Raw genomic sequence first — 24,860 nt, 5'->3', positions numbered from 1 at the left:
ATTGTCATTTTATATTTGACGAATGCGCAAAACATTCATGTGACCTTGGCCGGAGCAAGATCAGCTTGCACCAGAGCAAGAACCCCAACTGTGCCCTGCCTGACGGAGAATGTAAGATGACTATGCTCCGCGCCACACACCTTGCCACGGTCAAATCCGCCATTTACGACCTGCGCTGGGAAGAGTTCCACGTCAAGCGCCCCGCCCGTATCGTCGCCGTCCGGCCGTGCCTCACCGGCGTGTCGATGCGAAGCGCCGAGATCATCGATATCTCGCAAGGCGGCGCCACCTTCATCGTGTCGACCACCGCCGGTCTGCCGAAGCATTATTATCTCAACATTCTCGGCCTCGCCTATCGGATCGGCTGTGCCGAGGTCTACCGTCACAAGGAACGCATCGGCGTGCGGTTCATCAACCTGATGGATCCCGAGGTCCTGCGCCGCGTGGTGCGCACCGATTTCCTTGTCGGCAACATGGAAGCGATCGATGCACGGCGTGCGCCGATCTTCCGCCCGCAAGCGTCGCCCATCGGTCAGCTGTCGAAATAATCTGGCTTGCCTTGGCCGTACCCCGGCCTATTGTTGCGCCAACCGTCAACATGTCCGGGAACTTGCCTTCGCATGTCCGCCTTTTCGCGCTTCACGCCGCTCATCAGCGCCCTGCCCTCCACAGTTCCCTTCGTCGGCCCCGAGGCCATCGAGCGCCAACGCGGACGTGCAGTCTTGGCACGCATCGGCGCCAACGAGAACGGCTTCGGCCCGGCCCCTTCCGTACTTGCGGCGATAAGCGAGGAAGCCGGCAATATCTGGAAATACAATGATCCGGAAAATTTCGCGCTGAGGGAAGCGCTCGGCGCTCATCTCGGCACCTCCCCCGCCAATCTCGCCATCGGCGGCGGCATCGACGAGTTGCTCGGCCAGATCGTCCGGCTGGTGATCGAAGCCGGCGCGCCGGTCGTCACCTCGCTCGGCGCCTATCCGACCTTCAATTTCCATGTCGCCGGTTTCGGCGGCCGGCTGGTGACCGTGCCCTATGTCGACGACCGCGAAGATCTCAATGGACTGCTCGAGGCCGTCAGGCGCGAGAATGCGCCGCTCGTCTATTTCGCCAATCCCGACAATCCGATGGGAAGCTGGTGGGACGCCGACAGCATCGTCGCTTTCGCCCGGGCACTGCCCGAGACGACGCTGATGGTGCTCGACGAGGCCTATAGCGAGACGGCACCGGCAAATTCGCTGCCGTCGATCGCTTCGCTGATCGATCTGCCGAACATCGTGCGCACCCGCACCTTCTCCAAGGCCTACGGACTTGCCGGCTCCCGCACCGGCTACGTCATCTCGACGCCGGGCACGGCGCAGGCCTTCGACAAGATCCGCAATCATTTCGGCATGAACCGGCTGGCGACGGCCGCCGCGCTCGCCGCCCTCAAGGACCAGGCCTATCTCACCGAAGTGGTCGGCAGGATCCATGCGGCGCGGGAGCGGATCGGCCGCATCGCCCGGGCAAACGGCCTTGAGCCGCTGCCCTCGGCGACGAATTTCGTGGCGATCGACGCCGGCCGCGACGGCGCTTATGCGCGGGCGATCGTCGACGGGCTGATGGAGCATGGCGTCTTCATCCGCATGCCCGGTGTGGCACCGCTCAATCGCTGCATCCGCGTCAGCGTCGGACCGGAGCCCGACATGGCGCTGTTCGAGGAAACCCTGCCGCAGGTGCTGAAGGCGATCGGCTGATCAAGCGTGATGCCGAAAAGCGTGAGCGGTTTTCGGATGACATCACGCTGACAATTTAACGAAGAACCGCGGCCGGTGGAGGATATCCGGCCGCGGTGCTCTTCTCCCGGCATCGGCGTTTCAAATCGCCCCGCCCGCCCCTCTTTCGAGGTTGTTATTTCTGTCGAACCACCAGCAGGAGACGGCTTCAGTGAACCGTCATCCATTCGCGGGCGGCGCGCAACGCTTCCACGAGCTGCATCTTGTTCATGGCGGCGGCCACGTCGGCGCGAAGCTCGGCGGCGCGGTCGTTGCCCTTGATCGCGGCAATGTTCAGCCATTTGTGGGCAGCGACGAGATCGACGGCGCAGCCGCGGCCGGTCGCATACATCAGACCCATTTCGCAGAAGACATCGGCGCTGTTGTCGCCACCCATGGTGGCCGTTTCAGCATTGTGCATTTCAAAGCGTGCCATCGGTTTTATCCCTGTTAGCCTGTTTATGACTTACCCTGTTTTACCTCCGGACCTTGCCGTCTATCGCGGCTTGCAGCCCTTCAGTTTCGGCGGGTTTGCCCCGCTCGTTTGATGGCTTCACTATGCCGAACGGCTTTCAAAAAACGCCTAAAATGCATGATTAATTTGAGACAAACAAAGTGCAAACACTTGGTAAAATTGGATTTTTGTTAAACATCGGATGCCTTGGAGCTTAGGGGTTTTCGTTCGAATTTTACGAAAGATTCAGATTCGAAAATAAACCGATCGTTCATCATGAAATCAGCAGACGACAGGTTTAAACGCCTCGACCTCTCGCTTTTTCCTGCTTTCGCCGAACTCGGGCGATAGCGATCACCTGTATTTATCTTTACGTTCGCGTCAGTTATTTTCGCGGCCGGTCAAAAGGACATCAGGGAGGAAAAGATGATCCGCAGCTTCATTCTCGCCGGCGCCATCGCCATGATCGCGGGCACCGCGCATGCCGAAGAGCCGATCGTCGGCAATTGGAAAACCGCCTCGGGCGAAACGGCGGTGATCGCGGCCTGCGGCGGCAGTTACTGCGTGACGCTGAAAACCGGCAAATACACCGGCCGGAAGATCGGCACGCTTGCCGGCACTGGCGGCAGCTACGCCGGCGAGATCACCGATCCGGCCGCCGACAAGACCTATAGCGGCTCGGGCAAGGTTTCCGGCAATTCGCTGCGGATGCAGGGCTGCGTCCTGAAAATCCTCTGCAAGTCGCAGACCTGGACGCGGCTCTGAAGGCGATAAGGCCGACGCAGCAAACATCCAAAACGCCCAAGCATGCCGGCCGAAATGCCGGCATTTTTCGAAAGCTTCTCCGCCCGCCGATCTTGATGACAATCGCCCGACCCTGCCCCGCAAGCTGAACGGTGGATGAACCGGCATCTCAGCACTCGTTCAGCCGCCGCATGACAAAACTCTTGTCATGATTAGGTTGCCGTATCGGGGCATGAGATGAACCTCTACATTCTGGCAAGACGTTTCAGCATCATCACGCTGTTCGCAGCGATCTTCGCGGTCACATTTTCGGCGGTCGTCGTGCATGAGGGCGGCGGCGGCACGCAGTCGCATTTCGGCGCGAGCTATACCTGCCTGGAGAGAAACGGGAGCTTCTGCGCGCCGACGGTGCGGTGAGCAGTACAGACGCGGAAGAAGATAAAAATCGATTCCGCCGGCGCACGTCGTTTGCTTGTCAAAAACAACTCTCTATAATGCGTCATGAACAAACGAATCTCCCCTTTGTCGCCGCTCGACATTTCCTCTCCATCCCCTTTCCAGCCGCAGAGCTTCGATGATCCCGCCAAGGCCGTCGAGACGCTGACCGAACTCTACGAGCGCAATACGGCGTTCCTGATCCAGAGCTTCAGCGAGCTGGCCCAAGGCGCTCCGATCGCCTCGCGCTACCGCGCCTTCTATCCGCAGGTGAGCATCGAGACGACCAGCTTCGGCCATGTCGATTCGCGCCTCTCCTACGGCCACGTCACGGCGCCCGGCATCTACACGACGACGGTCACCCGGCCGAAGCTCTTCAAGCATTACCTGAGGGAGCAGCTGTCGCTGCTGATGAAGAGCCACAATGTTCCGGTGATCGTCTCGGAATCGACGACGCCGATTCCGCTGCACTTCGCCTTTGGCGAGGGCGCGCATGTGGAAGCATCGACCTCCGCCTTCGTCGACGTCCCGATGCGCGATATCTTCGACACGCCCGACCTCAACACCACCGACGACGAGATCGCCAACGGCGAATATATCCCGCCGCCGGGCGAGCCCTCGCCGCTCGCGCCGTTCACCGCCCAGCGTATCGATTATTCGCTCGCCCGGCTGTCGCATTATACGGCGACGCATGCCGAGCATTTCCAGAATTTCGTGCTGTTCACCAACTACCAGTTCTATATCGACGAGTTCTGCAGCTGGGCGCGCAAGCTGATGGCCGAGGGCGGCGACGGTTATACCGCCTTCGTCGAGCCCGGCAATATCGTCACCCTGCCCGGCTCGAGCGTGCCGGAAACGGATGCGACCCTTGCCCGCCTGCCGCAGATGCCGGCCTACCATCTGAAGAAGAAGGGCCATGCCGGGATCACCATGATCAATATCGGCGTCGGTCCCTCCAACGCCAAGACGATCACCGACCATGTCGCCGTGCTGCGCCCGCATGCCTGGCTGATGCTCGGCCACTGCGCCGGCCTGCGCAACAGCCAGCGGCTCGGCGATTATGTGCTTGCCCATGCCTATATGCGCGAGGATCATGTGCTCGACGACGACCTGCCGGTCTGGGTGCCGATCCCGGCGCTCGCCGAAGTGCAGGTGGCGCTGGAGGCGGCCGTCGCCGAAATCACCGGCTACGAAGGTTTCGAGCTGAAGCGCATCATGCGCACCGGCACCGTCGGCACGATCGACAACCGCAACTGGGAACTGCGCGACCAGCGCGGGCCGGTGCAGCGGCTGTCGCAGGCGCGCGCCATCGCGCTCGACATGGAATCGGCAACGATCGCCGCCAACGGGTTCCGCTTCCGCGTGCCTTACGGCACGCTGCTCTGCGTCTCCGACAAGCCGCTGCACGGCGAATTGAAGCTGCCGGGCATGGCGACGGCCTTCTACCGCACGCAGGTCAACCAGCATCTGCAGATCGGCATCCGCGCCGTGCAGAAGCTGGCCGCCATGCCGAAGGAAGCCCTGCATTCGCGCAAGCTGCGCAGCTTCTTCGAGACAGCCTTCCAATAGAGTATTTCCGTTTCTTCGAATCACGGAAATCTCTGTGTTTTCACGCATTCCCGGCAAAAGCGCTTCGCGCTTTGCCTGGCAAAAGTGCTTCGCGCTTTGCCTGGCAAAACCGGCGCGCATTTTACCGGAATTGCTGTAGGCCGTTTCCTCATCTGCCTGCGACGACAGGCGCTGGCTGCTGCGCAACCACCTGCGGTCGGCCGGCAGCAAGGTTCAGCCCTGCTATCAGCAGGGTGAAGCCGACGACGATGAAAGCGGTGCGCAGCAGAATCTTCAGCCCATCGCCTTCGTCATACACCTGGGGACGCTTGTCATGGCGGCGAGCCCAGATCTGGCTTGCGAGCGCGATTTCAAGAATAGTCATTGCCGTTCTCCTCGACAGGTTTCGATGAAGCCTTGTCGAGTGCTGCCTTGCGATTTCGACAGCCGGCAGCGACAAAGATTTTTTCCGCCGCTGTCGAAATGTGTGAAGCTCGATCGTCCAGAGTCATTGAAACATCCCAAGGAGGCTGTCTGCGATGAAATATCTCTGTCAGGTCTGGTTCGACGGCGCGGTGCTCGCCGCGATGACGAAAGAGGAGAAGGCCGAGCTCGGCGCGAATTCCTTGAACTACGACAAGGACCTTGCCGAAAGCGGCCACATGATCGTCGCCCAGGCGCTGCAGCCGCCGACATCGGCGGTGACCGTGCGGGTGCGCAGCGGTGAGACCTTGGTGACGGACGGCCCTTTCGCCGAGACGAAGGAGGCGATCGGCGGATTCATCCTGATCGAGGCCAAGGACCTCAACGAAGCGATCCGCATCGCCGCCGGCATCCCGCTTGCAAAGCTCGGTGCGATCGAGGTGCGGCCCATTCATTCCTTCGGAAAAGACGCGTGAGGAGACGGCAATGAAATATCTGTGCCAGGTCTGGTTCGAAACCGCGAAGATCAACGCCATTTCCGCCGAGGAAGGCGAAAAGCTGACGAAGGATTCGATCCTCAACGATGACCGGCTGCGCGACAGCGGCCACCTGCTCGTCGCATTTGCGCTGCGCGAGCCGTCGACGGCCGTGACGGTCAGGGTTCGCAGCAACGAAGTGACGGCGACGGACGGCCCTTTCGCCGAGATCAAGGAACATCTCGGCGGCTTCGTGCTGATCGAGGCCAAGGATATGCAGGAAGCAACCGCGATCGCCGCGACATTTCCCGTGGCGCGCTATGGCGCGATCGAGGTGCGGCCGGCCTATTCGATCAAGGAGGAGTGCTGAGCGATGCGCTACATCTGCCTGATCTATAACAGCGCCGACACCGACGGCAGACTGACAGCTGATGAAACCGACGACCTCATCAAAGCGCATTTCGCCTTCGACGAGGAGCTGTTCCGCGACGGCTTCATGATCCATTCCGATGCGCTCGAAATGCCTGACCAGGCGAGCGTGCTGCGGGTTCGAAACAATGAGCTCTCCGTCACCGACGGCCCCTATGTCGAAACGAAGGAGCATCTGGCCGGTTTCTACGTCATCGAGGCGCCTGACATGGCGAAGGCGAAGGAGATCGCCGGGCGAATTCCATCGGCCCGCTACGGCGCGGTCGAACTGAGACCGGTGCGAACGCTCACCCTTCCGAACTGAGGTGCCCCCTTGGAAAGCGTCATCGAGGAGATCTACCGACGCCAGTCTCGCCGGGTGCTGGCGACGCTGATCCGATTGCTCGGCGATTTCGACCGTGCGGAGGAAGCGCTGCACGATGCCTTTGCAGCGGCCGCACGAACATGGCCGGTCGACGGCGTTCCCGACAACCCCTCCGGCTGGCTTGTGTCGACCGGCCGCTTCAAGGCGATTGACGCGATCCGCCGGCGAGCGCGTTTCGATGCCGCGCAGCAGCACATCGAGGACAGCCTCTACAGCGTCGACGAAACGGAGATGGGCGAGATGGAAGCGATCGAGGACGACATGCTGCGGCTGATCTTCACCTGCTGCCACCCTGCTATCCCGGCGGACGCGCAGACGGCGATGGCGCTTCGGGAAATCTGCGGGCTGACCACCGAAGAGATCGCCCATGCCTCCCTCATTCCGGCGCCGACGGTCGCCCAGCGGATCGTGCGCGCCAAAGGCAGGATCCGGACCGCGAACATCCCTTATGAAGTGCCGGGCCGCGAGGCGCTGCCCGAGCGGCTCGACCGGGTGCTGCATGTCATCTATCTCGTCTTCAACGAAGGCTATTCCGCCTCGTCGGGAGACGCGGTCGTTCGCGCCGACCTGACCGGAGAGGCCATCCGGCTGGCGCGGCTGCTGCTGGCGCTGCTGCCGCATCCTGATGTTTGCGGACTTCTGGCGCTGATGCTGCTGCAGGATTCCCGCCGCAGCGCCCGCAGCAGCGAGGAGGAAGCGCTGGTGCTGCTTGCCGATCAGAACCGCTCGCTCTGGGACCGCCCCAAGATCTCGGAAGGCCTGGCGCTCCTGGCCAAGGCAATGCGAACAGAAGAGATCGGCACCTATACGGTACAGGCAGCGATCGCCGCCGAACATGCGAAGGTGGCGAGCGCCGAGGAAACCGACTGGCCGCGGATTGCCTTCTATTACGATCTGCTTCTGGCAGCCCAGCCCTCGCCGGTCGTCGAGCTCAACCGCGCCGTGGCGATTTCGATGGCCGAAGGGCCGGCAAAAGGGCTGGATCTGATCGATGCCATTCTGGGACGCCGGGAGCTGCAGGCCTATCACCTTGCCCATTCGGCCCGTGCCGATTTCCTGCGCCGGCTCGGCCGGAGAGAAGAGGCGATCGCAGCCTATCAGACGGCCTTGTCGCTCTGCCGGCAGGAGCCGGAGCAGGCGTTTCTGCGAAAGCGGATTTCAGCGCTTGCCGCGGCGCCCGAGCGGCAGTGAGATCGCCGTGCCCGTCAGCGCCGAGACGATGATCAGCAGATGGGCGTTGACGCTCGCCTGCGCCAGCACGGCGAGCGCCGCCCGTTCGCTCGACGCTCCGAGCGCAATGGCGCCGGCGGTGATGCCGGCCGGATAGGTGCCGACTCCGCCCGGCGCGTGCACCGGCAGGACGGAGGAGAGTTCGCCGCCAAGCGCGCCGCCGAAGCTGGCCGCCATAGGAAACACGCCCATCAGGCCGAGCGCCCATGCGAGCACGATCACCTTCACCAGCCAGTTGACGATGGTCATCGCCCAGGCGCGCGCAAAGGCCGCGGCATCGAGCGGCAAGCCGTTTTCGATCTCAACGACCAATCTCTGGACCTTTGCAGGCAGAAGCCTGGCGGCGACGCGCAACAGCGGCTTGCGTGCGGCGAAGGCTGCGACCGGCAGCAGCAGGAAGGCCGCCCAAAGCGACCATGCGACGAGCGCATCGGGTGCGGCGAGCGCAAAGCCGATGCCGGCAGCCGCCAGCAGAGCGTGCAGGTCGAGCAGCCGCATGACGAGGAGTGCCGAGGTTCCGCGCGTCAGCGGAATGCCGAATTCGGTGCGCATCAACAGGGGAAAGCTGGTTTCGCCGGTCCGGAAGGGCAGCATGATGTTCAGGAGATTGTGGATCTGCGTGACCCGGAAAAGGGTCGCGAACCGGCCCGCGGTCTCCTGCGGAAAATAGTCGTAAATGCGCCAGGTGCGCAGGAAATAGGTGCCCGTCAGAGCCACGAGCGCGCCGATCACGGGGCCTGCCCCGACATCTGCCCATTGGCGGATGATGACGGGCCAGCCCCAGAACCACTGCACGAAGAGCGCATAGGCTGCGACAATTGCGACCGTCAGCGCCGTCATGCGATTGCGCATAAACCAGGACTGCTGGCTTTCAACGATCGAACTCTTCATGTAGTAGGCATTCCTCGCTTGGCGTCGGCATGGGCCTCGGTTCCGTCCCGGCGTTTTAGGAGAAATGAAGGTTGCGCACAACGGCGGAGTTGATGGCGGCGACGGCGGGATCGCCTCAAGCCGGCGATCCGCGCGGCAGAGATGGCGAGGCCTTGCCGGCTTGACTTGGAGATCGATGTTGGAGCGCATTACCAAAAGCATCAAGAGCGCCAGCATTTTTCTGGCAGTCTATTTCCTGCTGAACATCCTGCTCCGCATCTCATTGCCGCATACACTCGATCTCGACGAGGCGGAGCAAGCATTCTACTCGCAATATCTTCTGGCCGGCTACGGCCCGCAGCCGCCCTTTTATAACTGGATCCAGTACGCCATCGTCTCTGTGACCGGCATTACGATGTGGGCGCTCTCGGTTCCCAAGAACATCATCCTCTTCGGCAGCTATCTTTTCTACGGTCTGGCTGCCCGCGAGGTGCTGAAGAGCCGTTTGCTCCCGCCCATCGCCATGCTGAGCCTGATTACCCTGCCACAGGTCGGTCTGATGGCGCAGCGCGAGCTCACCCATACCGTTGCCCTGCTGTTTGCGACCTCGCTCTTCCTCTTCGGCTTTTTCCGGACGCTGCGCCAGCCGACGATCGGCAGTTATCTCGTCATCGGCATTGCCACCGGCATCGGCCTCATCTCGAAGTATAATTTCGCCATCCTGCCTTTTGCCGCCTTCGTCGCCGTGCTGCCGGACTGGAAGTGGCGCAACCGCCTGTTCGACTGGCGCCTGCTGGCGGCGGCCGTCATCGCCATTCTGATCGTTCTGCCGCATGCGCTCTGGCTGCCCGATAACCTCGTCAGCGCTTCGGCCCCGACGCTGGAGCGGATGACTGCCGAGCATGAGGCCGCGGCCGGCCTCCCCCGCATCGGACAGGGGCTGTTGTCCCTCGTCATCGCCGTGCTCGGCTTCGCCGCGTTGCCGATCGTTCTCATCGCGGCTGCCTTCCGGCGGGATTTCTTCCGGGCGCTGTCTTCGTCCAGTCCGATGATCCGGGTGATCGAGCGGATGATGGTTGTCAGCCTGCTCGCCTTCGCCGGCATCGTCGTCTTCGCCGGCGCCAGCGACATCCACGAGCGCTGGCTCGACCCGTGCCTGCTCGTCCTGCTGATCTATCTGTTCCTGAAACTGGAGACAGCAGGTTTCGATCTTTCCGCCGGCCTTGCACGCTTCCGGCCGGTGGTGCCGGTTTTCATGATCGTCATCCTGTCGATCCTGCTGCTGCGGATCGTCGCCATTCAATATATCGGCACCTATACGAGAACGAACGTGCCCTTCGCGAACTACGTGACCGAACTGACAGCGACCCGCAAACCGGTTCTCATCGTCGCGGGAACCAAGTTCGTGGCGGGCAATATGAAGCTCGAATTTCCCGACGTTCCCGTCGTGATCCCGTTCTTCCCCGGCCCCGGGGTTCCCGAATATGCGGCTGCGAAGGGGCCGGTGCTGGTTGTCTGGCGCGGCGAAACCGCAAATGATCCAACCATCTCTCCCGGCTTCGCCAACGATCTCGTCAGATCGGGTATTCATCTGAAAGAGATAAATACCCTGACGCTGCCCTATCTTTTCGGTGACGGCAAACATACCTTCTCCATTGGCTACTCCTGGGTGGAGGGAGGCGCGCAATAGCGCTGCGGCATGTCGGCCGATTGCGAAACCGGCATTGGCCGCTGGCAACGGACGGGCAGTTCATGTAGTAGGCTTCCGCAAACGCGGTGGCGGCAGTAAGGACTGCCAGGCCGCCCGGCCTTTTGGAGATGAAAGTTGCAGACAACGGTAGAGCCCATTCGCGGCACGAATGATCCGGTACAATCGCTCGAGCTGTCGCTGGTCGTGCCCGTTTTCAACGAAGAGGAAAGCGTCGGCCCGCTGGTCGAGCGTATCCTTGCCGCGATGTCCCAATATCCTCATCGCTGGGAACTGATCCTCGTCGACGACGGCAGCACGGATGCGACGCTCGTCAACGCCCGCAAATACGTCGGGCGCGAGGGGCTGGCGCTGAGAATCGTCGAGCTGCAGCGCAATTTCGGCCAGACCGCCGCCATGCAGGCCGGCATCGATACCGCCCGGGGCCGCCTGATCGCGACGATGGACGGCGACCTGCAGAATGATCCGAAGGACATTCCTGCGATGGTCGGCGAATTGGAACGGCGCGAACTCGACCTCCTGGTCGGCTGGCGCAAGAACCGCAAGGACGGTCTGTTCCTGCGCAAGATACCCTCCTGGTGCGCCAACTACCTGATCGGCCGCATCACCGGCGTCAAGCTGCACGATTACGGCTGCAGCCTGAAGATCTACCGTGCCTCGATCATCAAGCAGGTGAAGCTGATGGGCGAAATGCACCGCTTCATCCCGGCCTGGGTGGCCGGTGTCGTGCCGAGCTCGCGCATCGGCGAAATGGCCGTCACCCACCATGCCCGCGAACACGGCGTTTCGAAATACGGGATTTCGCGCACCTTCCGCGTCATCCTCGACCTGCTCTCGGTGATGTTCTTCATGCGCTACAAGGCGCGGCCGGGGCATTTCTTCGGCTCGCTGGGTCTCGGTCTCGGCGCCGTCGCCATGCTGATCCTGCTGTATCTCGGCTTCGACAAGTTCATCATGGGCAATGATATCGGCACGCGACCGATGCTGATGGTCGGCGTCGTGCTGCTGCTGTCTTCGGTGCAGATGATCACGACCGGCATTCTGGCGGAAATGATCGCGCGCACCTATTACCGTGACGACGCCTCTCCGAACTATATCGTGCGGCAGATCTTCGACGATCAAAGCCAAGCCTAAGCCGGCAGCACGATGCTGGAACGCGCGACGAGGACGATCGGAATCGCGGCTCTGCTGCTTGCAGCCTATTTCGTGCTGAACGTCGGGCTGCGACTGGCGCTTCCGCATTCGCTGGAGCTCGACGAGGCCGAGCAGTCCTTCTTCTCGCAATATCTGCTGGCGGGCTACGGCCCGCAGCCGCCCTTCTACAACTGGATGCAATATGCCGTCGTTTCGGTGACGGGCATGTCGATCAGCGCGTTGATCGTGCCGAAGAATATCCTGCTCTTCCTGTGTTACCTCTTTTACGGCCTTGCCGGGCGCGAAGCACTGAAGGACCAGGCCCTCGCCGCCGTCGGCATGCTGGCGCTGATCACCCTGCCCCAGGTCTCCTACATGGCCCAGCAGGATCTGACCCACACGACGGCGCTGCTCTTTGCCAGCTCCCTGTTCCTCTATGGCTTCTTCCGCACGCTCGACCGGCCAGGCGTCGGCAGCTACCTGCTGCTCGGCCTTGCAACGGGCATCGGGCTGATCTCGAAGTACAATTTTGCGCTGATGCCGGCGGTCGCGCTGATTGCCATCCTGCCTGACGCCGAATGGCGGCGCAGGGCGCTCGACTGGCGCATGCTGATCGCGGTCGCCGTCGCGCTCGTCATCGTCCTGCCGCATGCGATCTGGCTGCAGGGCAATCTCGCATTCGCCTCCTCCGACACTCTGGTCAAGATGGCCGCCGGCAACGAACCCGCCGGCATCGTACGGATCGGCAAAGGTATTCTCGCCTTTGTCGTCGCCATCCTCGCCTTTGCGGCACTCCCGGTCGCAATTTTCGCCGCTGCCTTCCGTCGGGATTTTGTCCTGATGCTTTCATCCGGAAACCGTTGGACCGCGATGATGGAGCGGATGATGCTTGCGAGCCTCGCCGGAATCCTTCTGATCGTGCTGTTCACCGGTTCCACCACGGTGCGTGAGCGCTGGCTCGATCCGTTCCTGCTGGTGCTGCCGATCTACTTTCTGGCAAAGATGAAGGCGGCCGGGCTCGATCTTTCCGCCGGGCTGCGCCGCTTCCGGCCGGTCGTTCCGGTGCTGATGGCCTGTGTGCTGGTCGCGCTCGGCTTCCGCGTGGTCGGCGCCGGGCTGATCGGCACCTATAGCCGACCGAATGTGCCGATGGCCGATCTCGCCCGCGAAATGACCCGGCAGGCCGAACCCGCACTGGTGATTGCCTCGGATCCCTATGTCGCCGGCAACATGCGTCTGCAGCTTCCCCATGTGCCGGTCGTCATCCCCGATTTTCCCGTTGCCGGCATTCCGGCCTACGCGACAGCAGGCGGACCGGTGCTGATCGTCTGGCGCGGCAAGAAGACGGCGACGGCGGCGGATGCCATCATGCCGGAGCGGTTTTCATCGGCGCTGACGGCGGCGGGCATCACGCCGCAGGAGATCGGCGCCTTATCGCTTCCCTATTATTTCGGCCGCCAGGGCGATAATTTCGCACTCGGCTATGCCTGGGTTCGGCCGGGGGCCAGATAGAATGATCAAGACCGGTCTTCGCGACATGCGCTGGATTTTCGTGCTGCTGGCCGTCTATTTCACGCTTCAGGTCGGTGTGCGGCTCGCAACCTCGCATTCACTCGATCTCGACGAGGCCGAACAGGTTTTCCGCTCGCAATGGCTCGCCGCCGGTTACGGCCCGCAGCCGCCGTTCTACAACTGGCTGCAATATGCCGTCTTCCAGTTTGCCGGTGTTTCGCTTGTCGCGCTTTCGGTGGTGAAGAATCTCCTGCTGTTCAGCGCCTACCTGCTGTACGGCCTGACCGCGCGTCTCATTTTGCGCGACAAGGCGCTGGTGGCGATCGCGACGCTCGGATTGCTGACCATCCCGCAAATGGTCTTCGAGATGCAGCGAGACCTGACGCACACGGTCGCGGTGTTCTTCTCGGCCAGCATCTTCTTCTACGGCTTCATCCGCAGTCTGAAACAGCCGAGCCTTGCCTCCTATCTGATAACAGGCATCGGCATCGGTTTCGGCCTGCTCGCCAAATATAATTTCGCCATCCTGCCGGCCGCGGCCTTGATCGGCGCGCTGGCGGATGCGCGCTGGCGGGGGCGGATCTTCGATCGACGGCTGGCGGTGACCGCTATCGTTGCCCTCGTCATCACCCTGCCGCATCTCTTCTGGCTGAAGGACAATCTCGACTTCGCCACCGCCCGCACCCTGGAAAAGATGACCGCCAGCGACAATGCCGGCTATCCCATGCAGGTGGCCATGGGCGTCGGCTCGCTCGCTCTTGCCATCCTCAGCTTTGCCGGATTGACCGTGGCGGTGTTCGCTGTCGTCTTCGGCAAGAACCTTCGCCCGGCATTGGCCGCTCGGTCGGAATGGACGCGGCTCATCGAGCGGATGATGCTCGTCTTCGTCATCGGCATCCTGTTTTTGATCGTCTTCGGCGGCGCTGCCGGCATCAAGGATCGCTGGCTGGTGCCGATGCTCTTCATCCTGCCGCTCTATTTCTGCCTGAAGATCGACGCCGCCGGGCTCGCGACAGAAACGGCGTTCCGGCGTTTAATGGCCGTCGTCGCCGTCATCATGATCGGCGTGCCGGCCGCCCTTTACGGCAGCGTCGCCGCCGCACGCTTCACCGGCCATTACGAACGGCTTAACAGGCCCTATGCTACGATGCTGGAAAGCTTGCGCAAACAGGGCGAACCGGCAGCGATCCTTGCCGGCGACAGCCTGCTCGCCGGCAATCTCAGGCAGGATATCCCTGATGTGCCGGTCCTCTCCGTGGATTATCCCGGCTTCCGCCCGGATTTTAGCGGCCGGCAACCGCTGCTTCTCGTGTGGCTGATCCCGCCGAAGGGGGGAAGCGAAGGGCTTCCGCCGACCATGGCTGAATGGCTCCAGGCCAATCTCGGCGTGTCCGCGCCTGCGGCATCGGTGATCGACGTGCCCTATCTCTATCAGCGCGGCGACGACCGCTACCGATTCGGATATGCTTGGGTCAAGCGGTCGGGGTGAGTGAAATCAGGGGTACGGCGGTCGCATCGACCGAATGGCCGGAATAAGTGTAGCCGTGATTATGGTGATAGAAAATCGTCGCCCTAAGAGATCGCCGCCCGCCCCTCATCCGTCTGCCGCCACCTTCTCCCCGCAGGCGGGGCGAAGGGACCTGCCGCGCCCTCTCCGTTCCCACCTCGCTCTCGCGGGGCACGTCCCCTCTCCCCGTTTTACGGGGAGAGGTTAGGGTGAGGGGCAGCCGTCGACGCAAACCGAACAGCAGTGGCATTGAGCCGAGCATCCACACCGAATCCATCAGCAGCAGCGGCATGGATCCCAGGCTCAAAGGCCTGGGATGACGGAGAGTGTGGTTGGCGTTCTCGCCAAACTCGCCGCCGGCGTACAGAGACACACCACACCGCAATGGACCCAGCCGGCTGAGCGACATCAGGATCTCAGCTCTTTCCAGGCCGCATCCAGCGCCAGCTTGGTAATCCTGGCCATCTCGTCCACCTCCGCGTGGCTGATGACGAGTGGCGGCGAGGCCAGCATGCGGTCGCCGGTGGCGCGCAGCACGAGGCCGTTCGCCAGCGCGTGATTGCGCACCAGCGCACCGACCTGATCGGGCTTCTCATAACGCGCGCGCGTGCTCTTGTCGGCAGCGAGCTGCAGGCCGCCCATCAGGCCGATGCTAACGGCCTCGCCGACCAGGTCATGTTCGCCAAGCGCTACCCAGGCGCTGCCGAAATAGGGGCCGATATCGTCGCGCACGCGTTCGACCAACCCTTCCGCCTCGATGATGCGGAGGTTTTCGAGGGCGGCGGCCGCACAGACCGGGTGGCCGGAATAGGTGAAGCCGTGGTTGAACTCGCCGACCTCGTTGATCAGCACGTCGGCAATCCTATCGCTGACGAGCACGCCGCCGATCGGCAGGTAGCCGGAGGAAAGCCCCTTGGCGATCGGCGCAAGATCCGGCTCGACGCCGAAATGCTGGTGGCCGAACCAGGCGCCCAGCCGGCCGAAACCGCAGATCACCTCGTCGGTCACCAGCAGGATATTGCGCGCCTTGCAGATGCGGTCGATCTCCGGCCAATAGGTTTCCGGCGGGATGATGACGCCGGCAGCCCCCTGCACCGGCTCGGCGACGAAGGCGGCGACGTTTTCCTCGCCCAGTTCATCGATCTTCGCGTCGAGTTCGCGGGCGACCTTCAGCCCGAATTCATCAGGCGAGAGATCGCCGCCATCGCCGTACCAATAGGGCTGGCCGATATGGACGATTCCAGGGATCGGCAGGTCGCCCTGCTCGTGCATGTATTTCATGCCGCCGAGACTGGCGCCGGCGACGGTCGAACCGTGATAGCCGTTCTTTCTCGCGATGACGATCTTCTTCGACGGCTTGCCGACGGCGCTCCAATAGACGCGAGCCATGCGGAACCAGGTGTCGTTCGCCTCCGAACCGGAGCCGGTGAAGAAGATATGGTTGAAACGCGCGCCCGTGTGCGACGTCACCTTCTGCGCCAGCAGCGCCGTCGGCGTCGAGGTGGTGCCGAAAAAGGTGTTGTAATAGGGCAGCTCGTTCATCTGCCTTGCGACAGCCTCAGCGATCTCGCGGCGGCCATAGCCGATATTGACGCACCAGAGGCCGGCGAAGCCATCGAGATATTTCCGGCCGCGATCATCGAAGATGTAAACGCCCTCACCGCGCTGGATGACGCGGGCGCCATCGGCATTCAGCTTCTTCATGTCGGCGAAGGGGTGCAGATGATGGGCTGCGTCGATCGCGGCAAGGTTCGAGGGCGGGTAAGTATCGGGCATGGCTAGAGCCTTTCCTGGTTAGATTGAAGCATTCTGTTGGCTCAAACGGAGTCGGATGGTCGACCGGCCGGCGCGCGTCGTAGCCCGGCTCTACGGCCAAGCCGGCCGGGCGATCAGCCGGCCCGTTGCAGCCAACCCTCCCGCAGATTTGCCTGGCAAATCTGCAAGACGTGGGAAGCGCCGGACGCACTTATCGCTTCGCCATAGCGAAGCGGCGCCCGGTGGGCCGGGCATGTTTCCGCCAGGATCAGAGGCGATCGGCTCGGACGTACCTTGGGGTATGCCCGTCGCCAATCGCCTCTGCCCTGACGAAAACCTGCTCCGGCAGAATGCTTCAATCTAACCAGGAAAGGCTCTAGTGAAAGACCCTCGCGGATTGAAAGGCTGCTATCGATGGGATAGGAGCTTGGCCTTGTCCCGGAGGATTTTCAAGGTCATGGCGAGCGACAGGATGGACGGCAAGACCGGTGGCGACCCGCGTTTCGAGATCCTGATCGTCGGCATGAACGGCGAGCTGCGCGGCAAGCAGCTTCCATCAGGCGCCGAAGGCAAGGTCTGGGCCGGTGAGATCCGCTTGCCGACGTCGACGCAGTCGCTCGATATCTGGGGCGACGACAATGACGACATTACCGGCCTGTCGCTGACGATCGGCGATCCCGACGGCATGGTCATCGCCGACCGGCGCAGCCTTGCGCCGATGCCCTGGGCGCCGGAGGGCTCGATGCAGGCGCTCGCCACCATGCATGAATTCGACGGCAGCCCGAGCTTCATGGATCCGCGCGCCATCCTCGCCTCGGTGGTCGAACGCTATCGCAGCCGCGGGCTGACGCCTGTCGTCGCCACCGAGCTGGAATTCTACGTGATGTCAGCGGACTGGCGCGAAACCGGGCGTCCCTCCCCGCCCGAAAGCCTTACCTATCGCGGCGAACCGAACGGCTTTCAGCTCTACGACATGAGCGCCGTCGATGCGCTCGAGGACTATCTGCAGACACTCAAGGCCTACGCCAAGGCGCAGGAACTGCCGGCGGATGCGACGACGGCGGAATTCGGCCCGGGCCAGTTCGAGGTCAATCTCATGCATCGCGCCAATGCGCTGGCCGCCGCCGACGATTGCCTCTATCTCAAGCGCATCGCCGAACAGGCGGCGCGCCGCCACGGGCTCAAATCGACCTGCATGGCCAAACCCTATTCCGAGCATGCCGGTTCCGGTCTGCATGTGCATGCCAGCGTCATAGACGGCCAGGGCCGCAACATCCTCGATGCCAAGGGCGGCGAGCCGAAGCTGCTGAAATCGGTCACAGCAGGTCTGCTCGACAGCGTGCGCGCGGCGCAGCTGATCTTCGCGCCCTTCGCCAATTCCTACCGCCGCTTCCAGCCGGGCTCCTTCGCGCCGGTCGATCTGACCTGGGGCAGCGGCCATCGCGGCACGGCGATCCGCATCCCTGACAAGGACGGGCCGGCCGCGCGTATCGAGCACCGCGTCGCCGGCGCCGATGCCAATCCCTATCTGCTGCTCGCGGCAATCCTCGGCGGCATGCTGAATGGGCTCGACCGGGAACTCGACCCCGGCGAGGAGACAACGCCTTCATACACGCCCGCGAATACGACGCGGCTGACACATGATTTCCTCAGCGCGGTCGAGACGTTCCGCACCTCGCCCTTCATCGCCGATATCTTCGGCGCACGCTACCAGGCACTCTACGGCGACACCAAGCGCAAGGAAGCGCTGGCGTATCTCAGCACCGTGTCGGATTTCGACTACCGCACCTATCTGCCGCGGCTCTGAAGCCTTCCGGCCTCAGGCTGCAGGCTCGCGGCGTTCGTCCTCATTCACCTGAGCGGCGAGCCCCTGCTTGACGAGGACTTTCAATTCCCCCGGATGCAGCCGGATCGAGACGTCGCGTGCGAGCGGCAGCAGCTCGCCGTCCATGACGCAATTGGCCTTGGAGCGCAGTTTCGGGAAGTGCAGGTGCACTTCGGCCGGGTGCATGACCATGACGTCGGCATTCTCGCGGACCTTGCCGCGCAGCATGTCGATGGCAAGGCGGGCGACGCCGAGGGGCTTCAACGGATTTGCCGTATAGAAGCCGAGTTCGCCGCTTCTGAGATTATCGGCGTAGAGCAGCGCGTTCTCGCCGAATGGATTGTTGGAGACCGAGACCGCGGACACCCAGCGGCGCTCGCGCATCCCGGCCGCCTCGAACTCGACCTCGAACTCGGGCGGATTGAAGATCACTCCGAGAGCGGCCTTTGTGCTCGCCCGGATCTTGCCCAGCCTGGAACGATAGCTGTAGGCGTTGCGGTAGCGCACCATGCGGGCATGCAGGCCGGCGGAAAACTGGTGGATGAACGGCCGGCCATTGGCGCTGGCAATATCGACATTGTCGATCTCGCCGGTCGCAAGCACATCGAGGGCCTGCCAGATATCCAGCGGCACGCGCAGCGAGCGGGCAAAAAGGTTCATCGTGCCGGCCGGCACGACGCCGAGGGCAATGCCGTTTTTCCAGGCGATCGATGCCGCCGCCGAAATCGTGCCGTCGCCGCCGCCGGCGACGATACCATCAATATCGTCGCGCTTGGCGGCCCGCTCCATGGCGGGAATGATCTCCTTGCCGGAGAAAACGATGGCTTCGAAATCATGCCCCGCTTCGCGGAAAGCTGCCTCCGCCCTCTTCTCGTAGGCCAGCATATCGGTGGTCCTGAAGGTGCCCCCGTCGCGATTGAAAAAGCCTACAAGCTTCATGAGGCCTCCCTTCTCTGGCGCGGAACTGCTCCTGCCTTGCTCCTGAGATGGTTGCGGTATCGGCGATTTCAAGCGCCGCCGCTTTTCCTCAGAAGAGCCAGAAATGCAAAAATTGCAATAGACATATGCACATAACAGGACGCTGCACTGCAAAAAATGCACTCGACGCCGGCAGGGACCTCACGGATAGATAGAGGTTCCCAATACCTCTCCACGTCCTGCCATTCCAAACGATCGGCCCGCCTCCGCGCCAGGGCCTTTGCCAAGCAGAGAACCGCCTCAAGGAGCTCTCGTGAGCCAGATCGCGATCAATGAACCCGTCGAAATCCAGCCGGATGCCGAGCTGCCGTCGGCGACGACCGTAGCCTTGGTTCAACTGGCGCTTGCCTGCGGCGGGTTCGCCATCGGCACCGGCGAATTCGCCATCATGGGACTGCTGCCCAATGTCGCCGAAACCTTCTCGGTGACGACGCCGCAGGCCGGCTATGTCATCAGCGCCTATGCGCTCGGCGTCGTCATCGGCGCACCGGTCATCGCCGTGCTCGCCGCCAAGATGGCGCGCCGCACGCTGCTGTTGACGCTGATGCTGGTCTTTGCCGCCGGCAACATTCTCAGCGCCGTCGCCCCGACCTTCGAGACCTTCACTCTGCTGCGTTTCGTCAGCGGCCTGCCGCATGGCGCCTATTTCGGCGTTGCGGCCCTGGTCGCCGCCTCGATGGTGCCGGTACATCGGCGGGCACGCGCGGTCGGGCGCGTCATGCTCGGATTGACGGTGGCCACCCTTCTCGGCACGCCGGCAACAACGCTCTTCGGCCAATCGCTCGACTGGCAGGTGGCATTTCTGACGGTCGGCGTCGTCGGCCTGCTGACGGTGGCGCTGATCTGGTTCCACGTTCCCAAGGACAGGGTTTCCGAAGGAGCGAGCTTCCTGCGCGAGCTTGGCGCCTTCCGCCGGCCGCAAGTCTGGCTGACGCTCGGCATCGCCGCCGTCGGCTATGGCGGCATGTTCGCCATGTTCAGCTATATCGCCTCGACCACAACCGAGGTGGCGATGCTGCCGGAAACTGCGGTTCCGATCATGCTGGTGCTCTTCGGCGTCGGCATGAACGCCGGCAATTTCATCGGCTCGTGGCTGGCCGACAAGTCGCTGCTCGGCACGATCGGCGGATCGCTCGTCTATAATATCGTCGTGCTGACCACCTTCTCGCTGACCGCCGCCAACCCCTACATGCTCGGCCTCTCGGTCTTCCTCGTCGGCTGCGGTTTCGCCGCCGGCCCGGCGCTGCAGACCCGGCTGATGGATGTCGCCGCCGATGCGCAGACGCTTGCCGCTGCCTCCAATCATTCCGCTTTCAACATCGCCAATGCGCTTGGCGCCTGGCTGGGTGGTCTCGTCATCGCCTGGGGCTACGGTTTTGCGGCAACCGGTTACGTCGGCGCCGCGCTCTCCTTCCTCGGCCTCTTCGTCTTTGCCGCCTCGTTCCGGCTGGAACGTCGCGGTCGGAGTCCGCAGGCCGTCTGAGCCATGAGTATGCGCACCCGCCCGGGGGGTGCGACATTCTGGCGTTAAGCATTTCTCCCGCTTGACTTATTCCGCGTTCGGGACCACCTAGCATGACACGTGGATGACACCTGTCTTCCACGGATTTCAACGGAGCCATCACTCAGATGCCAAGCGACAGTAGCAGTCGATTGCCTTTGCCGTACGCGGCCCTCGTGCGCTGACCGACTCCTGTCGGCTCGCCCGTCGGGACGCTACGGCGGATCGACGGAAAGGCGAGCCTCAATGAATATCAATCGCTTCCCACTTCGGGCAGGCCATGCCGCCCGTGCCTTCATCAACAACAGCCGCGGTGCAACGATCGCCGAGCGCGTCGACGCGTTGAACGCACTCACCGTCCAGGATGCCGGCCGCGTGCTGACCGGCATGCCGCTGGACTATGCCGTCAACATCCTCGACCGGCCGGAGCTGCGCAACGCGGCACAGATCCTGGCGCTGTTGAGCGCCGAGGATGCCGCACGGCTGCTGCACGGCATGTCCAACGACCGCGTCGCCGACGTGCTGCTCGAACTTGACGCCGAGACCCGCGCCCGGCTGTTCGCCAGCCTCGACGAGCCGGTGCGCATCGCCATCCAGCACCTGATGGGCTATCCGCCGCGCACCGCCGGCGGCATCATGACGACGGAATTCGTCAGCGTGCCTGACAGCTGGACCGTTGGCCAGACGCTCGACCATGTGCGCCAGGTCGAACGTTCGCGCGAGACCGTCTACGCCATTTATGTGCTCGACGAGGCAAGCCATGCGCTCATGCATGTGGTGACGCTGCGCCGCCTGATCACCGGCGAGCCCGATGCGTCCATTCTGACGGTAGCGCAGAAGGGCGTTCCGGTTGCGGCCGATCCGCTGATGAAGCAGGAGGACGTCGCCCGCCTGATCCGCAAGCACGATCTGCTCGCTTTGCCGGTGACCGACGACCATGGGCAGATGCTCGGCATCGTCACCGTCGACGACGTGATCGATACGATGATCGCCGATACGACGGAAGCGGCCCAGAAGTTCGGCGGCATGGAGGCGCTCGGCCAGCCCTATATGAAGATCGGCTTCGCCGGCATGATCCGCAAGCGCGCCGGTTGGCTCGCCGCGCTCTTCCTCGGCGAGATGTTGACGGCAAGCGCCATGCAGCATTTCGAAGGCGAGCTGGAAAAGGCCGTGGTGCTGACGCTGTTCATCCCGCTGATCATGAGCTCAGGCGGCAATTCCGGTTCGCAGGCGACATCGCTGATCATCCGGGCCTTGGCGCTCGGCGAGCTGAAGCTTTCGGACTGGTGGAAGGTGCTGTTCCGCGAACTCCCGACCGGCATCGTGCTCGGCGCGATCCTCGGTCTCGTCGGCTTCATCCGCATCGTCTTCTGGCAGACCGCCGGGCTGTACGACTACGGCCCGCACTGGCAGATGGTGGCCATCACGGTGTTTGCCGCCCTGATCGGGATCGTCACCTTCGGCTCGATCTGCGGCTCGATGCTGCCCTTCGTGCTGCAGAAGCTGCGGCTCGATCCGGCCAGCGCCTCGGCCCCCTTCGTCGCCACGCTGGTCGACGTCACCGGGCTCGTCATCTACTTCTCGGTGGCGCTGCTCATCCTCAGCGGGACGCTGCTGTAGCACCCAAGACCCCTCCCCAACCCCTCCCCACAAGGGGGAGGGGCTTAAACTGCCGCACCAGCATCCCAAATATTGACCCTGGATGGGGAGCGAGACGGTGCCCCAGCTGAGTCCCTCCCCCTTGTGGGGAGGGGTTGGGGAGGGGTTTTTATTAGCGAGAAAAACTATTGGGAAATCATTTCCCCTCGGGCAGCTTCAACGGCCCATGCGTCTTGATGCTGCGGATGGCGAAGTTCGAGCGGATGTCGCTGACATTCGGCAGCGTCAGCAGCGTCTCGGTCAGCAGCCGCTCATAGGCGGCGAGATCCTCCACCACCACTTCGGCGAGGAAATCGGCCGTTCCCGAGATCAGGAAGCAGGAGACGATCTCGGGGATGGCGAGCAGTGCCTTCTGCTGCGCCTCGGAATTCTCGCGGCTGTGGTGGACGACCTTGAATTCGACGAAGACCGTCAGGCCGAGACCGACTTCCTTGCGGTCGATATCGGCGGTGTAACCGCGGATGATGCCGGAGCGTTCGAGATTGCGGATGCGGCGCAGGCAGGGCGACGGGGAAAGATTGACCTTCTCGGCGATCTCGACATTGGTGGCCCGCGCATCTTCCTGCAGGCACTTCAGGATGGCGATATCGAATTTATCGAGATTTGGCATTTTCATAATATCCATTGGCATCAATTGGCAGAAGATTGCGTATAGCACGAGTTTCCAGCCACAGATAGCAAGGACATGCCCCGGCATCTGGCGCTAATCTTCACTTCAACCGGACAGGATCCGGACGGAGGAAAGGATTAGGACGATGAGCACGATCGCATTTTCAAACGACAAATCGCCTTCGCAGTCCCTCGGTTATGCCGCCGGCACGATTACCGTGCTGATCTGGGCGACCTGGTTTCTGGCGACCCGCCACAGCGCCGCGACCTCCCTCGGCCCAATCGATATCGGCCTCATCCGCTTCGGCATTCCGGCGCTCGTGCTTTCGCCCGTCTGGCTTCGGATCGGCCTGCTGCCGAAGGGGCTGCCGCTACATGTGCTGGCGATCATGGTCGCCGGCTGCGGCGCAATCTTCTTCCTGGTGACGACCCTTGCCATTCACTCCACGCCGGCCGCCTCTTCGGGCATCCTGCTCGGCGGCTCGATGCCGCTTGCCACGGCATTGATCGGCATTCTGCTGTTTCGGGAGCGGCCCGATGTCACGCGCATCGCCGGGCTGCTGGCGATCGTCGGCGGAGTTCTCATCCTGCTTGCCCGCAGCCTTGGCGATGCCTCCCTGCCCTGGACGAGCTTTGTCCTGCTGCCGGCCGGCGCCGTACTCTGGGCAAGCTATACGCATGCTTTCCGCCGCTCGGGCCTGACCGCCATTCAGGCCAGCGCGCTGATTGCCGTCTGGTCTTTCCTGATCATGGCTGTGCTGGCCCTCGTCTTCGGCATCTCGCTGCCGCAAGCGCCGCTTCCGGAAATTGGTCTTCAGGTGCTGAGCCAGGGCATTCTTTCCGGTCTCGTCGCCATGGTCGCCTATGGCACGGCCGTCCGCACCCTCGGCGGAACGCAGGCCGCCGCCTTCACGGCGCTGACGCCGGTTCTGGCGACGCTCGGGGGCGGCTTCCTGCTCGGCGAAACGGTCGGCACAGCCGAAATCAGCGCCGCCGTCATCACCGGCATCGGCGTGGCGCTCTCGACGGGGATTGCCGCACGCCGCCGCTGAACGCGCCAACATCGGCGCCAAGCCAAAAGCCGCCGGCAGCCAGGGCTGCGGCGGCTTTTTTGATGGGTCCGCTTTAGCCGCTCAGGCCTGGATGACGACAACCCTGGCGCCGACTTCGACGCGGCTATAGAGGTCGATCACGTCATGGTTCATCATGCGGATACAGCCGCTCGACATGGCCAGCCCGATCGATTCCGGCTGGTTGGTGCCATGGATGCGGAAATGGGTATCGTTGCCGCCGCGATAGAGATACATCGCCCGCGCGCCGAGCGGATTGTTCGGACCGCCCTGCATGCCGCCGGCAAGCCTGCGATAGCGCTCCTCGCGGCGCTGCATGTTTTCGGTGGGAGTCCAGCTCGGCCATTCCGCCTTGCGCCCGATATAGGCACCCCCGGCAAATGCCAGCCCCTCGCGACCGACACCGACGCCGTAGCGCATCGCCCGGCCGTTCCCAAGCACATAATAGGCGCGACGCGCCGGCGTATCGACGACGATCGTGCCCGCCGCATGCGCGGTTTCGTAGGCGACTTCCTGACGGCGAAGCTCGGGCTTGATCTTGTCGATCGGCACCTGCTTCAGCGGAAACTTTTCATCGGGAAGCGCTGCATAATTCGTCTGACTGTTCAAGCCGGTCGAAGAGCAGCCGGCCACAACAAGAGGCAGAGCAATCAGAAAGCCCCGGCGGGAGATCGTCATGAATGTGTCCTTAGTGCGTCAAGAAGATGTCGCAACCTAAGGAATTTATGGTTAACGAATGGCTAAGACCGGCCGCCAACGGCCGATCACGAAGGCGTTAGCACTTGAAATTGTCGGCCGCGATACCGATCCGCCTCACATATTCGGATAGACCGGCCCCTCACCGCCCTGCGGCGGCACCCAGTTGATGTTCTGGTTGG

General features: G+C 62.8%; 25 protein-coding genes. 17 read left to right on the top strand and 8 right to left on the bottom strand.

What is annotated here, in order from left to right:
- The first annotated feature begins 116 nt into the window (after positions 1 to 116).
- Both CO655_RS07590 and CO655_RS07585 read left to right on the top strand, forming a co-directional pair.
- A complete protein-coding gene (locus CO655_RS07590) occupies positions 117 to 548 on the top strand; it encodes a pilus assembly protein PilZ (protein WP_097580237.1) in 432 nt (143 codons plus the stop codon).
- Positions 549 to 620: 72 nt separating this feature from the next.
- Positions 621 to 1,733, top strand: coding sequence for a pyridoxal phosphate-dependent aminotransferase (locus tag CO655_RS07585; protein WP_097664266.1), 1,113 nt, complete (start codon positions 621 to 623; stop codon positions 1,731 to 1,733).
- 187 nt (positions 1,734 to 1,920) lie between these two features.
- Here the strand turns inward: CO655_RS07585 and CO655_RS07580 are convergent, their stop codons facing one another.
- Positions 1,921 to 2,187, bottom strand: coding sequence for a sel1 repeat family protein (locus tag CO655_RS07580; RefSeq protein WP_097606339.1), 267 nt, complete (start codon positions 2,185 to 2,187; stop codon positions 1,921 to 1,923).
- 444 nt (positions 2,188 to 2,631) lie between these two features.
- Here CO655_RS07580 and CO655_RS07575 point away from each other — a divergent pair, with 444 nt between their 5' ends.
- The 3 genes from CO655_RS07575 to CO655_RS07565 all read left to right on the top strand — a co-directional run bounded on the left by CO655_RS07575 (position 2,632) and on the right by CO655_RS07565 (position 4,953).
- Positions 2,632 to 2,970 carry a DUF2147 domain-containing protein gene (locus CO655_RS07575; protein WP_097606338.1) on the top strand — a complete coding sequence of 113 codons (339 nt, stop codon included), beginning with the start codon at positions 2,632 to 2,634 and terminating at the stop codon, positions 2,968 to 2,970.
- A gap of 216 nt (positions 2,971 to 3,186) precedes the next feature.
- Positions 3,187 to 3,366 (top strand): hypothetical protein, encoded by a 180-nt coding sequence (locus tag CO655_RS07570; RefSeq protein WP_097606337.1) that lies wholly within the window; start codon positions 3,187 to 3,189, stop codon positions 3,364 to 3,366.
- Between the two features lie 84 nt (positions 3,367 to 3,450).
- A complete protein-coding gene (locus CO655_RS07565; RefSeq protein WP_097606336.1) occupies positions 3,451 to 4,953 on the top strand; it encodes an AMP nucleosidase in 1,503 nt (500 codons plus the stop codon).
- 148 nt (positions 4,954 to 5,101) lie between these two features.
- Here the strand turns inward: CO655_RS07565 and CO655_RS07560 are convergent, their stop codons facing one another.
- Together CO655_RS07560 and CO655_RS33785 are read right to left on the bottom strand one after the other, a co-directional pair.
- A complete protein-coding gene (locus tag CO655_RS07560) occupies positions 5,102 to 5,317 on the bottom strand; it encodes a hypothetical protein (protein ID WP_097664265.1) in 216 nt (71 codons plus the stop codon).
- Positions 5,304 to 5,444 carry a hypothetical protein gene (locus tag CO655_RS33785; RefSeq protein ID WP_176539228.1) on the bottom strand — a complete coding sequence of 47 codons (141 nt, stop codon included), beginning with the start codon at positions 5,442 to 5,444 and terminating at the stop codon, positions 5,304 to 5,306. Before CO655_RS33785 ends, CO655_RS07560 begins: the two co-directional genes overlap by 14 nt.
- Before the next feature lie 27 nt (positions 5,445 to 5,471).
- On the opposite strand from CO655_RS33785, the gene CO655_RS07555 reads away from it, so the two are divergent.
- The 4 genes from CO655_RS07555 to CO655_RS07540 are packed head-to-tail and all read left to right on the top strand — an operon-like array spanning position 5,472 to position 7,815.
- Positions 5,472 to 5,831 (top strand): YciI family protein, encoded by a 360-nt coding sequence (locus CO655_RS07555; protein ID WP_097664264.1) that lies wholly within the window; start codon positions 5,472 to 5,474, stop codon positions 5,829 to 5,831.
- A 10-nt stretch (positions 5,832 to 5,841) separates the two neighbouring features.
- Complete coding sequence (locus CO655_RS07550) at positions 5,842 to 6,201, top strand: YciI family protein (protein WP_097664263.1); 360 nt, start codon at positions 5,842 to 5,844, stop codon at positions 6,199 to 6,201.
- A gap of 3 nt (positions 6,202 to 6,204) precedes the next feature.
- Positions 6,205 to 6,564, top strand: coding sequence for a YciI family protein (locus CO655_RS07545; protein ID WP_097664262.1), 360 nt, complete (start codon positions 6,205 to 6,207; stop codon positions 6,562 to 6,564).
- Between the two features lie 9 nt (positions 6,565 to 6,573).
- The gene (locus CO655_RS07540; protein WP_097664261.1) at positions 6,574 to 7,815 is read left to right on the top strand and encodes an RNA polymerase sigma factor; all 1,242 of its coding nucleotides are present in this window, start codon (positions 6,574 to 6,576) and stop codon (positions 7,813 to 7,815) included.
- On the opposite strand, the gene CO655_RS07535 is transcribed toward CO655_RS07540, so the two are convergent.
- Positions 7,783 to 8,745 carry a lysylphosphatidylglycerol synthase domain-containing protein gene (locus CO655_RS07535; protein WP_097664260.1) on the bottom strand — a complete coding sequence of 321 codons (963 nt, stop codon included), beginning with the start codon at positions 8,743 to 8,745 and terminating at the stop codon, positions 7,783 to 7,785. The genes CO655_RS07540 and CO655_RS07535 overlap by 33 nt on opposite strands.
- A 175-nt stretch (positions 8,746 to 8,920) precedes the next feature.
- Here CO655_RS07535 and CO655_RS07530 point away from each other — a divergent pair, with 175 nt between their 5' ends.
- The 4 genes from CO655_RS07530 (at position 8,921) to CO655_RS07515 (ending at position 14,567) form a co-directional block, all read left to right on the top strand.
- On the top strand, positions 8,921 to 10,414 hold the full coding sequence (locus CO655_RS07530; RefSeq protein WP_097606329.1) for a glycosyltransferase family 39 protein: 1,494 nt from the start codon (positions 8,921 to 8,923) through the stop codon (positions 10,412 to 10,414).
- A 135-nt stretch (positions 10,415 to 10,549) separates the two neighbouring features.
- Positions 10,550 to 11,566 carry a glycosyltransferase family 2 protein gene (locus CO655_RS07525; RefSeq protein WP_097664259.1) on the top strand — a complete coding sequence of 339 codons (1,017 nt, stop codon included), beginning with the start codon at positions 10,550 to 10,552 and terminating at the stop codon, positions 11,564 to 11,566.
- Positions 11,567 to 11,578: 12 nt separating this feature from the next.
- Positions 11,579 to 13,078, top strand: coding sequence for a glycosyltransferase family 39 protein (locus tag CO655_RS07520; protein WP_097664258.1), 1,500 nt, complete (start codon positions 11,579 to 11,581; stop codon positions 13,076 to 13,078).
- A gap of 1 nt (position 13,079) precedes the next feature.
- Positions 13,080 to 14,567: a glycosyltransferase family 39 protein gene (locus tag CO655_RS07515; RefSeq protein WP_097664257.1), complete on the top strand. Its 1,488-nt coding sequence runs from the start codon at positions 13,080 to 13,082 to the stop codon at positions 14,565 to 14,567.
- Positions 14,568 to 14,993: 426 nt separating this feature from the next.
- Here CO655_RS07515 and CO655_RS07505 read toward each other — a convergent pair whose 3' ends face one another.
- Positions 14,994 to 16,361 carry an aspartate aminotransferase family protein gene (locus tag CO655_RS07505; RefSeq protein ID WP_097664255.1) on the bottom strand — a complete coding sequence of 456 codons (1,368 nt, stop codon included), beginning with the start codon at positions 16,359 to 16,361 and terminating at the stop codon, positions 14,994 to 14,996.
- 436 nt (positions 16,362 to 16,797) lie between these two features.
- On the opposite strand from CO655_RS07505, the gene CO655_RS07490 reads away from it, so the two are divergent.
- Positions 16,798 to 18,147: a glutamine synthetase family protein gene (locus tag CO655_RS07490; protein WP_097664253.1), complete on the top strand. Its 1,350-nt coding sequence runs from the start codon at positions 16,798 to 16,800 to the stop codon at positions 18,145 to 18,147.
- A gap of 12 nt (positions 18,148 to 18,159) precedes the next feature.
- On the opposite strand, the gene CO655_RS07485 is transcribed toward CO655_RS07490, so the two are convergent.
- A complete protein-coding gene (locus CO655_RS07485; RefSeq protein WP_097664252.1) occupies positions 18,160 to 19,104 on the bottom strand; it encodes a diacylglycerol kinase family protein in 945 nt (314 codons plus the stop codon).
- Positions 19,105 to 19,396: 292 nt separating this feature from the next.
- On the opposite strand from CO655_RS07485, the gene CO655_RS07480 reads away from it, so the two are divergent.
- Both CO655_RS07480 and mgtE read left to right on the top strand, forming a co-directional pair.
- The gene (locus CO655_RS07480; protein ID WP_097609203.1) at positions 19,397 to 20,626 is read left to right on the top strand and encodes an MFS transporter; all 1,230 of its coding nucleotides are present in this window, start codon (positions 19,397 to 19,399) and stop codon (positions 20,624 to 20,626) included.
- A gap of 264 nt (positions 20,627 to 20,890) precedes the next feature.
- Positions 20,891 to 22,264 carry a magnesium transporter gene (gene mgtE, locus CO655_RS07475; RefSeq protein ID WP_010032984.1) on the top strand — a complete coding sequence of 458 codons (1,374 nt, stop codon included), beginning with the start codon at positions 20,891 to 20,893 and terminating at the stop codon, positions 22,262 to 22,264.
- Between the two features lie 175 nt (positions 22,265 to 22,439).
- Here the strand turns inward: mgtE and CO655_RS07470 are convergent, their stop codons facing one another.
- On the bottom strand, positions 22,440 to 22,913 hold the full coding sequence (locus tag CO655_RS07470) for an Lrp/AsnC family transcriptional regulator (RefSeq protein WP_003587651.1): 474 nt from the start codon (positions 22,911 to 22,913) through the stop codon (positions 22,440 to 22,442).
- Positions 22,914 to 23,058: 145 nt separating this feature from the next.
- Here CO655_RS07470 and CO655_RS07465 point away from each other — a divergent pair, with 145 nt between their 5' ends.
- Positions 23,059 to 23,964 carry a DMT family transporter gene (locus tag CO655_RS07465; protein ID WP_038687854.1) on the top strand — a complete coding sequence of 302 codons (906 nt, stop codon included), beginning with the start codon at positions 23,059 to 23,061 and terminating at the stop codon, positions 23,962 to 23,964.
- An 81-nt stretch (positions 23,965 to 24,045) separates the two neighbouring features.
- Here CO655_RS07465 and CO655_RS07460 read toward each other — a convergent pair whose 3' ends face one another.
- On the bottom strand, positions 24,046 to 24,660 hold the full coding sequence (locus CO655_RS07460; protein ID WP_097609210.1) for a L,D-transpeptidase: 615 nt from the start codon (positions 24,658 to 24,660) through the stop codon (positions 24,046 to 24,048).
- Between the last annotated feature and the right edge of the window lie 200 nt (positions 24,661 to 24,860).

It is taken from the genome of Rhizobium sp. M1 (assembly GCF_002531805.1).
Lineage (GTDB): Bacteria > Pseudomonadota > Alphaproteobacteria > Rhizobiales > Rhizobiaceae > Rhizobium > Rhizobium etli_C.
Note: the sequence above shows the minus strand (reverse complement) of the source record. Positions and strands in the feature narration are given on the sequence as shown.

Coding starts and splice junctions, on each gene's coding strand:
- CO655_RS07545 (WP_097664262.1), top strand. CDS start 6,205: ATGCGCTACATCTGCCTGATCTATAACAGCGCCGACACCGACGGCAGA.
- mgtE (WP_010032984.1), top strand. CDS start 20,891: ATGAATATCAATCGCTTCCCACTTCGGGCAGGCCATGCCGCCCGTGCC.
- CO655_RS07570 (WP_097606337.1), top strand. CDS start 3,187: ATGAACCTCTACATTCTGGCAAGACGTTTCAGCATCATCACGCTGTTC.
- CO655_RS07535 (WP_097664260.1), bottom strand. CDS start 8,745: ATGAAGAGTTCGATCGTTGAAAGCCAGCAGTCCTGGTTTATGCGCAAT.
- CO655_RS07590 (WP_097580237.1), top strand. CDS start 117: ATGACTATGCTCCGCGCCACACACCTTGCCACGGTCAAATCCGCCATT.
- CO655_RS33785 (WP_176539228.1), bottom strand. CDS start 5,444: ATGACTCTGGACGATCGAGCTTCACACATTTCGACAGCGGCGGAAAAA.
- CO655_RS07560 (WP_097664265.1), bottom strand. CDS start 5,317: ATGACTATTCTTGAAATCGCGCTCGCAAGCCAGATCTGGGCTCGCCGC.
- CO655_RS07565 (WP_097606336.1), top strand. CDS start 3,451: ATGAACAAACGAATCTCCCCTTTGTCGCCGCTCGACATTTCCTCTCCA.
- CO655_RS07530 (WP_097606329.1), top strand. CDS start 8,921: ATGTTGGAGCGCATTACCAAAAGCATCAAGAGCGCCAGCATTTTTCTG.
- CO655_RS07550 (WP_097664263.1), top strand. CDS start 5,842: ATGAAATATCTGTGCCAGGTCTGGTTCGAAACCGCGAAGATCAACGCC.
- CO655_RS07575 (WP_097606338.1), top strand. CDS start 2,632: ATGATCCGCAGCTTCATTCTCGCCGGCGCCATCGCCATGATCGCGGGC.
- CO655_RS07465 (WP_038687854.1), top strand. CDS start 23,059: ATGAGCACGATCGCATTTTCAAACGACAAATCGCCTTCGCAGTCCCTC.
- CO655_RS07490 (WP_097664253.1), top strand. CDS start 16,798: ATGGCGAGCGACAGGATGGACGGCAAGACCGGTGGCGACCCGCGTTTC.
- CO655_RS07460 (WP_097609210.1), bottom strand. CDS start 24,660: ATGACGATCTCCCGCCGGGGCTTTCTGATTGCTCTGCCTCTTGTTGTG.
- CO655_RS07555 (WP_097664264.1), top strand. CDS start 5,472: ATGAAATATCTCTGTCAGGTCTGGTTCGACGGCGCGGTGCTCGCCGCG.
- CO655_RS07520 (WP_097664258.1), top strand. CDS start 11,579: ATGCTGGAACGCGCGACGAGGACGATCGGAATCGCGGCTCTGCTGCTT.
- CO655_RS07470 (WP_003587651.1), bottom strand. CDS start 22,913: ATGCCAAATCTCGATAAATTCGATATCGCCATCCTGAAGTGCCTGCAG.
- CO655_RS07485 (WP_097664252.1), bottom strand. CDS start 19,104: ATGAAGCTTGTAGGCTTTTTCAATCGCGACGGGGGCACCTTCAGGACC.
- CO655_RS07505 (WP_097664255.1), bottom strand. CDS start 16,361: ATGCCCGATACTTACCCGCCCTCGAACCTTGCCGCGATCGACGCAGCC.
- CO655_RS07580 (WP_097606339.1), bottom strand. CDS start 2,187: ATGGCACGCTTTGAAATGCACAATGCTGAAACGGCCACCATGGGTGGC.
- CO655_RS07515 (WP_097664257.1), top strand. CDS start 13,080: ATGATCAAGACCGGTCTTCGCGACATGCGCTGGATTTTCGTGCTGCTG.
- CO655_RS07585 (WP_097664266.1), top strand. CDS start 621: ATGTCCGCCTTTTCGCGCTTCACGCCGCTCATCAGCGCCCTGCCCTCC.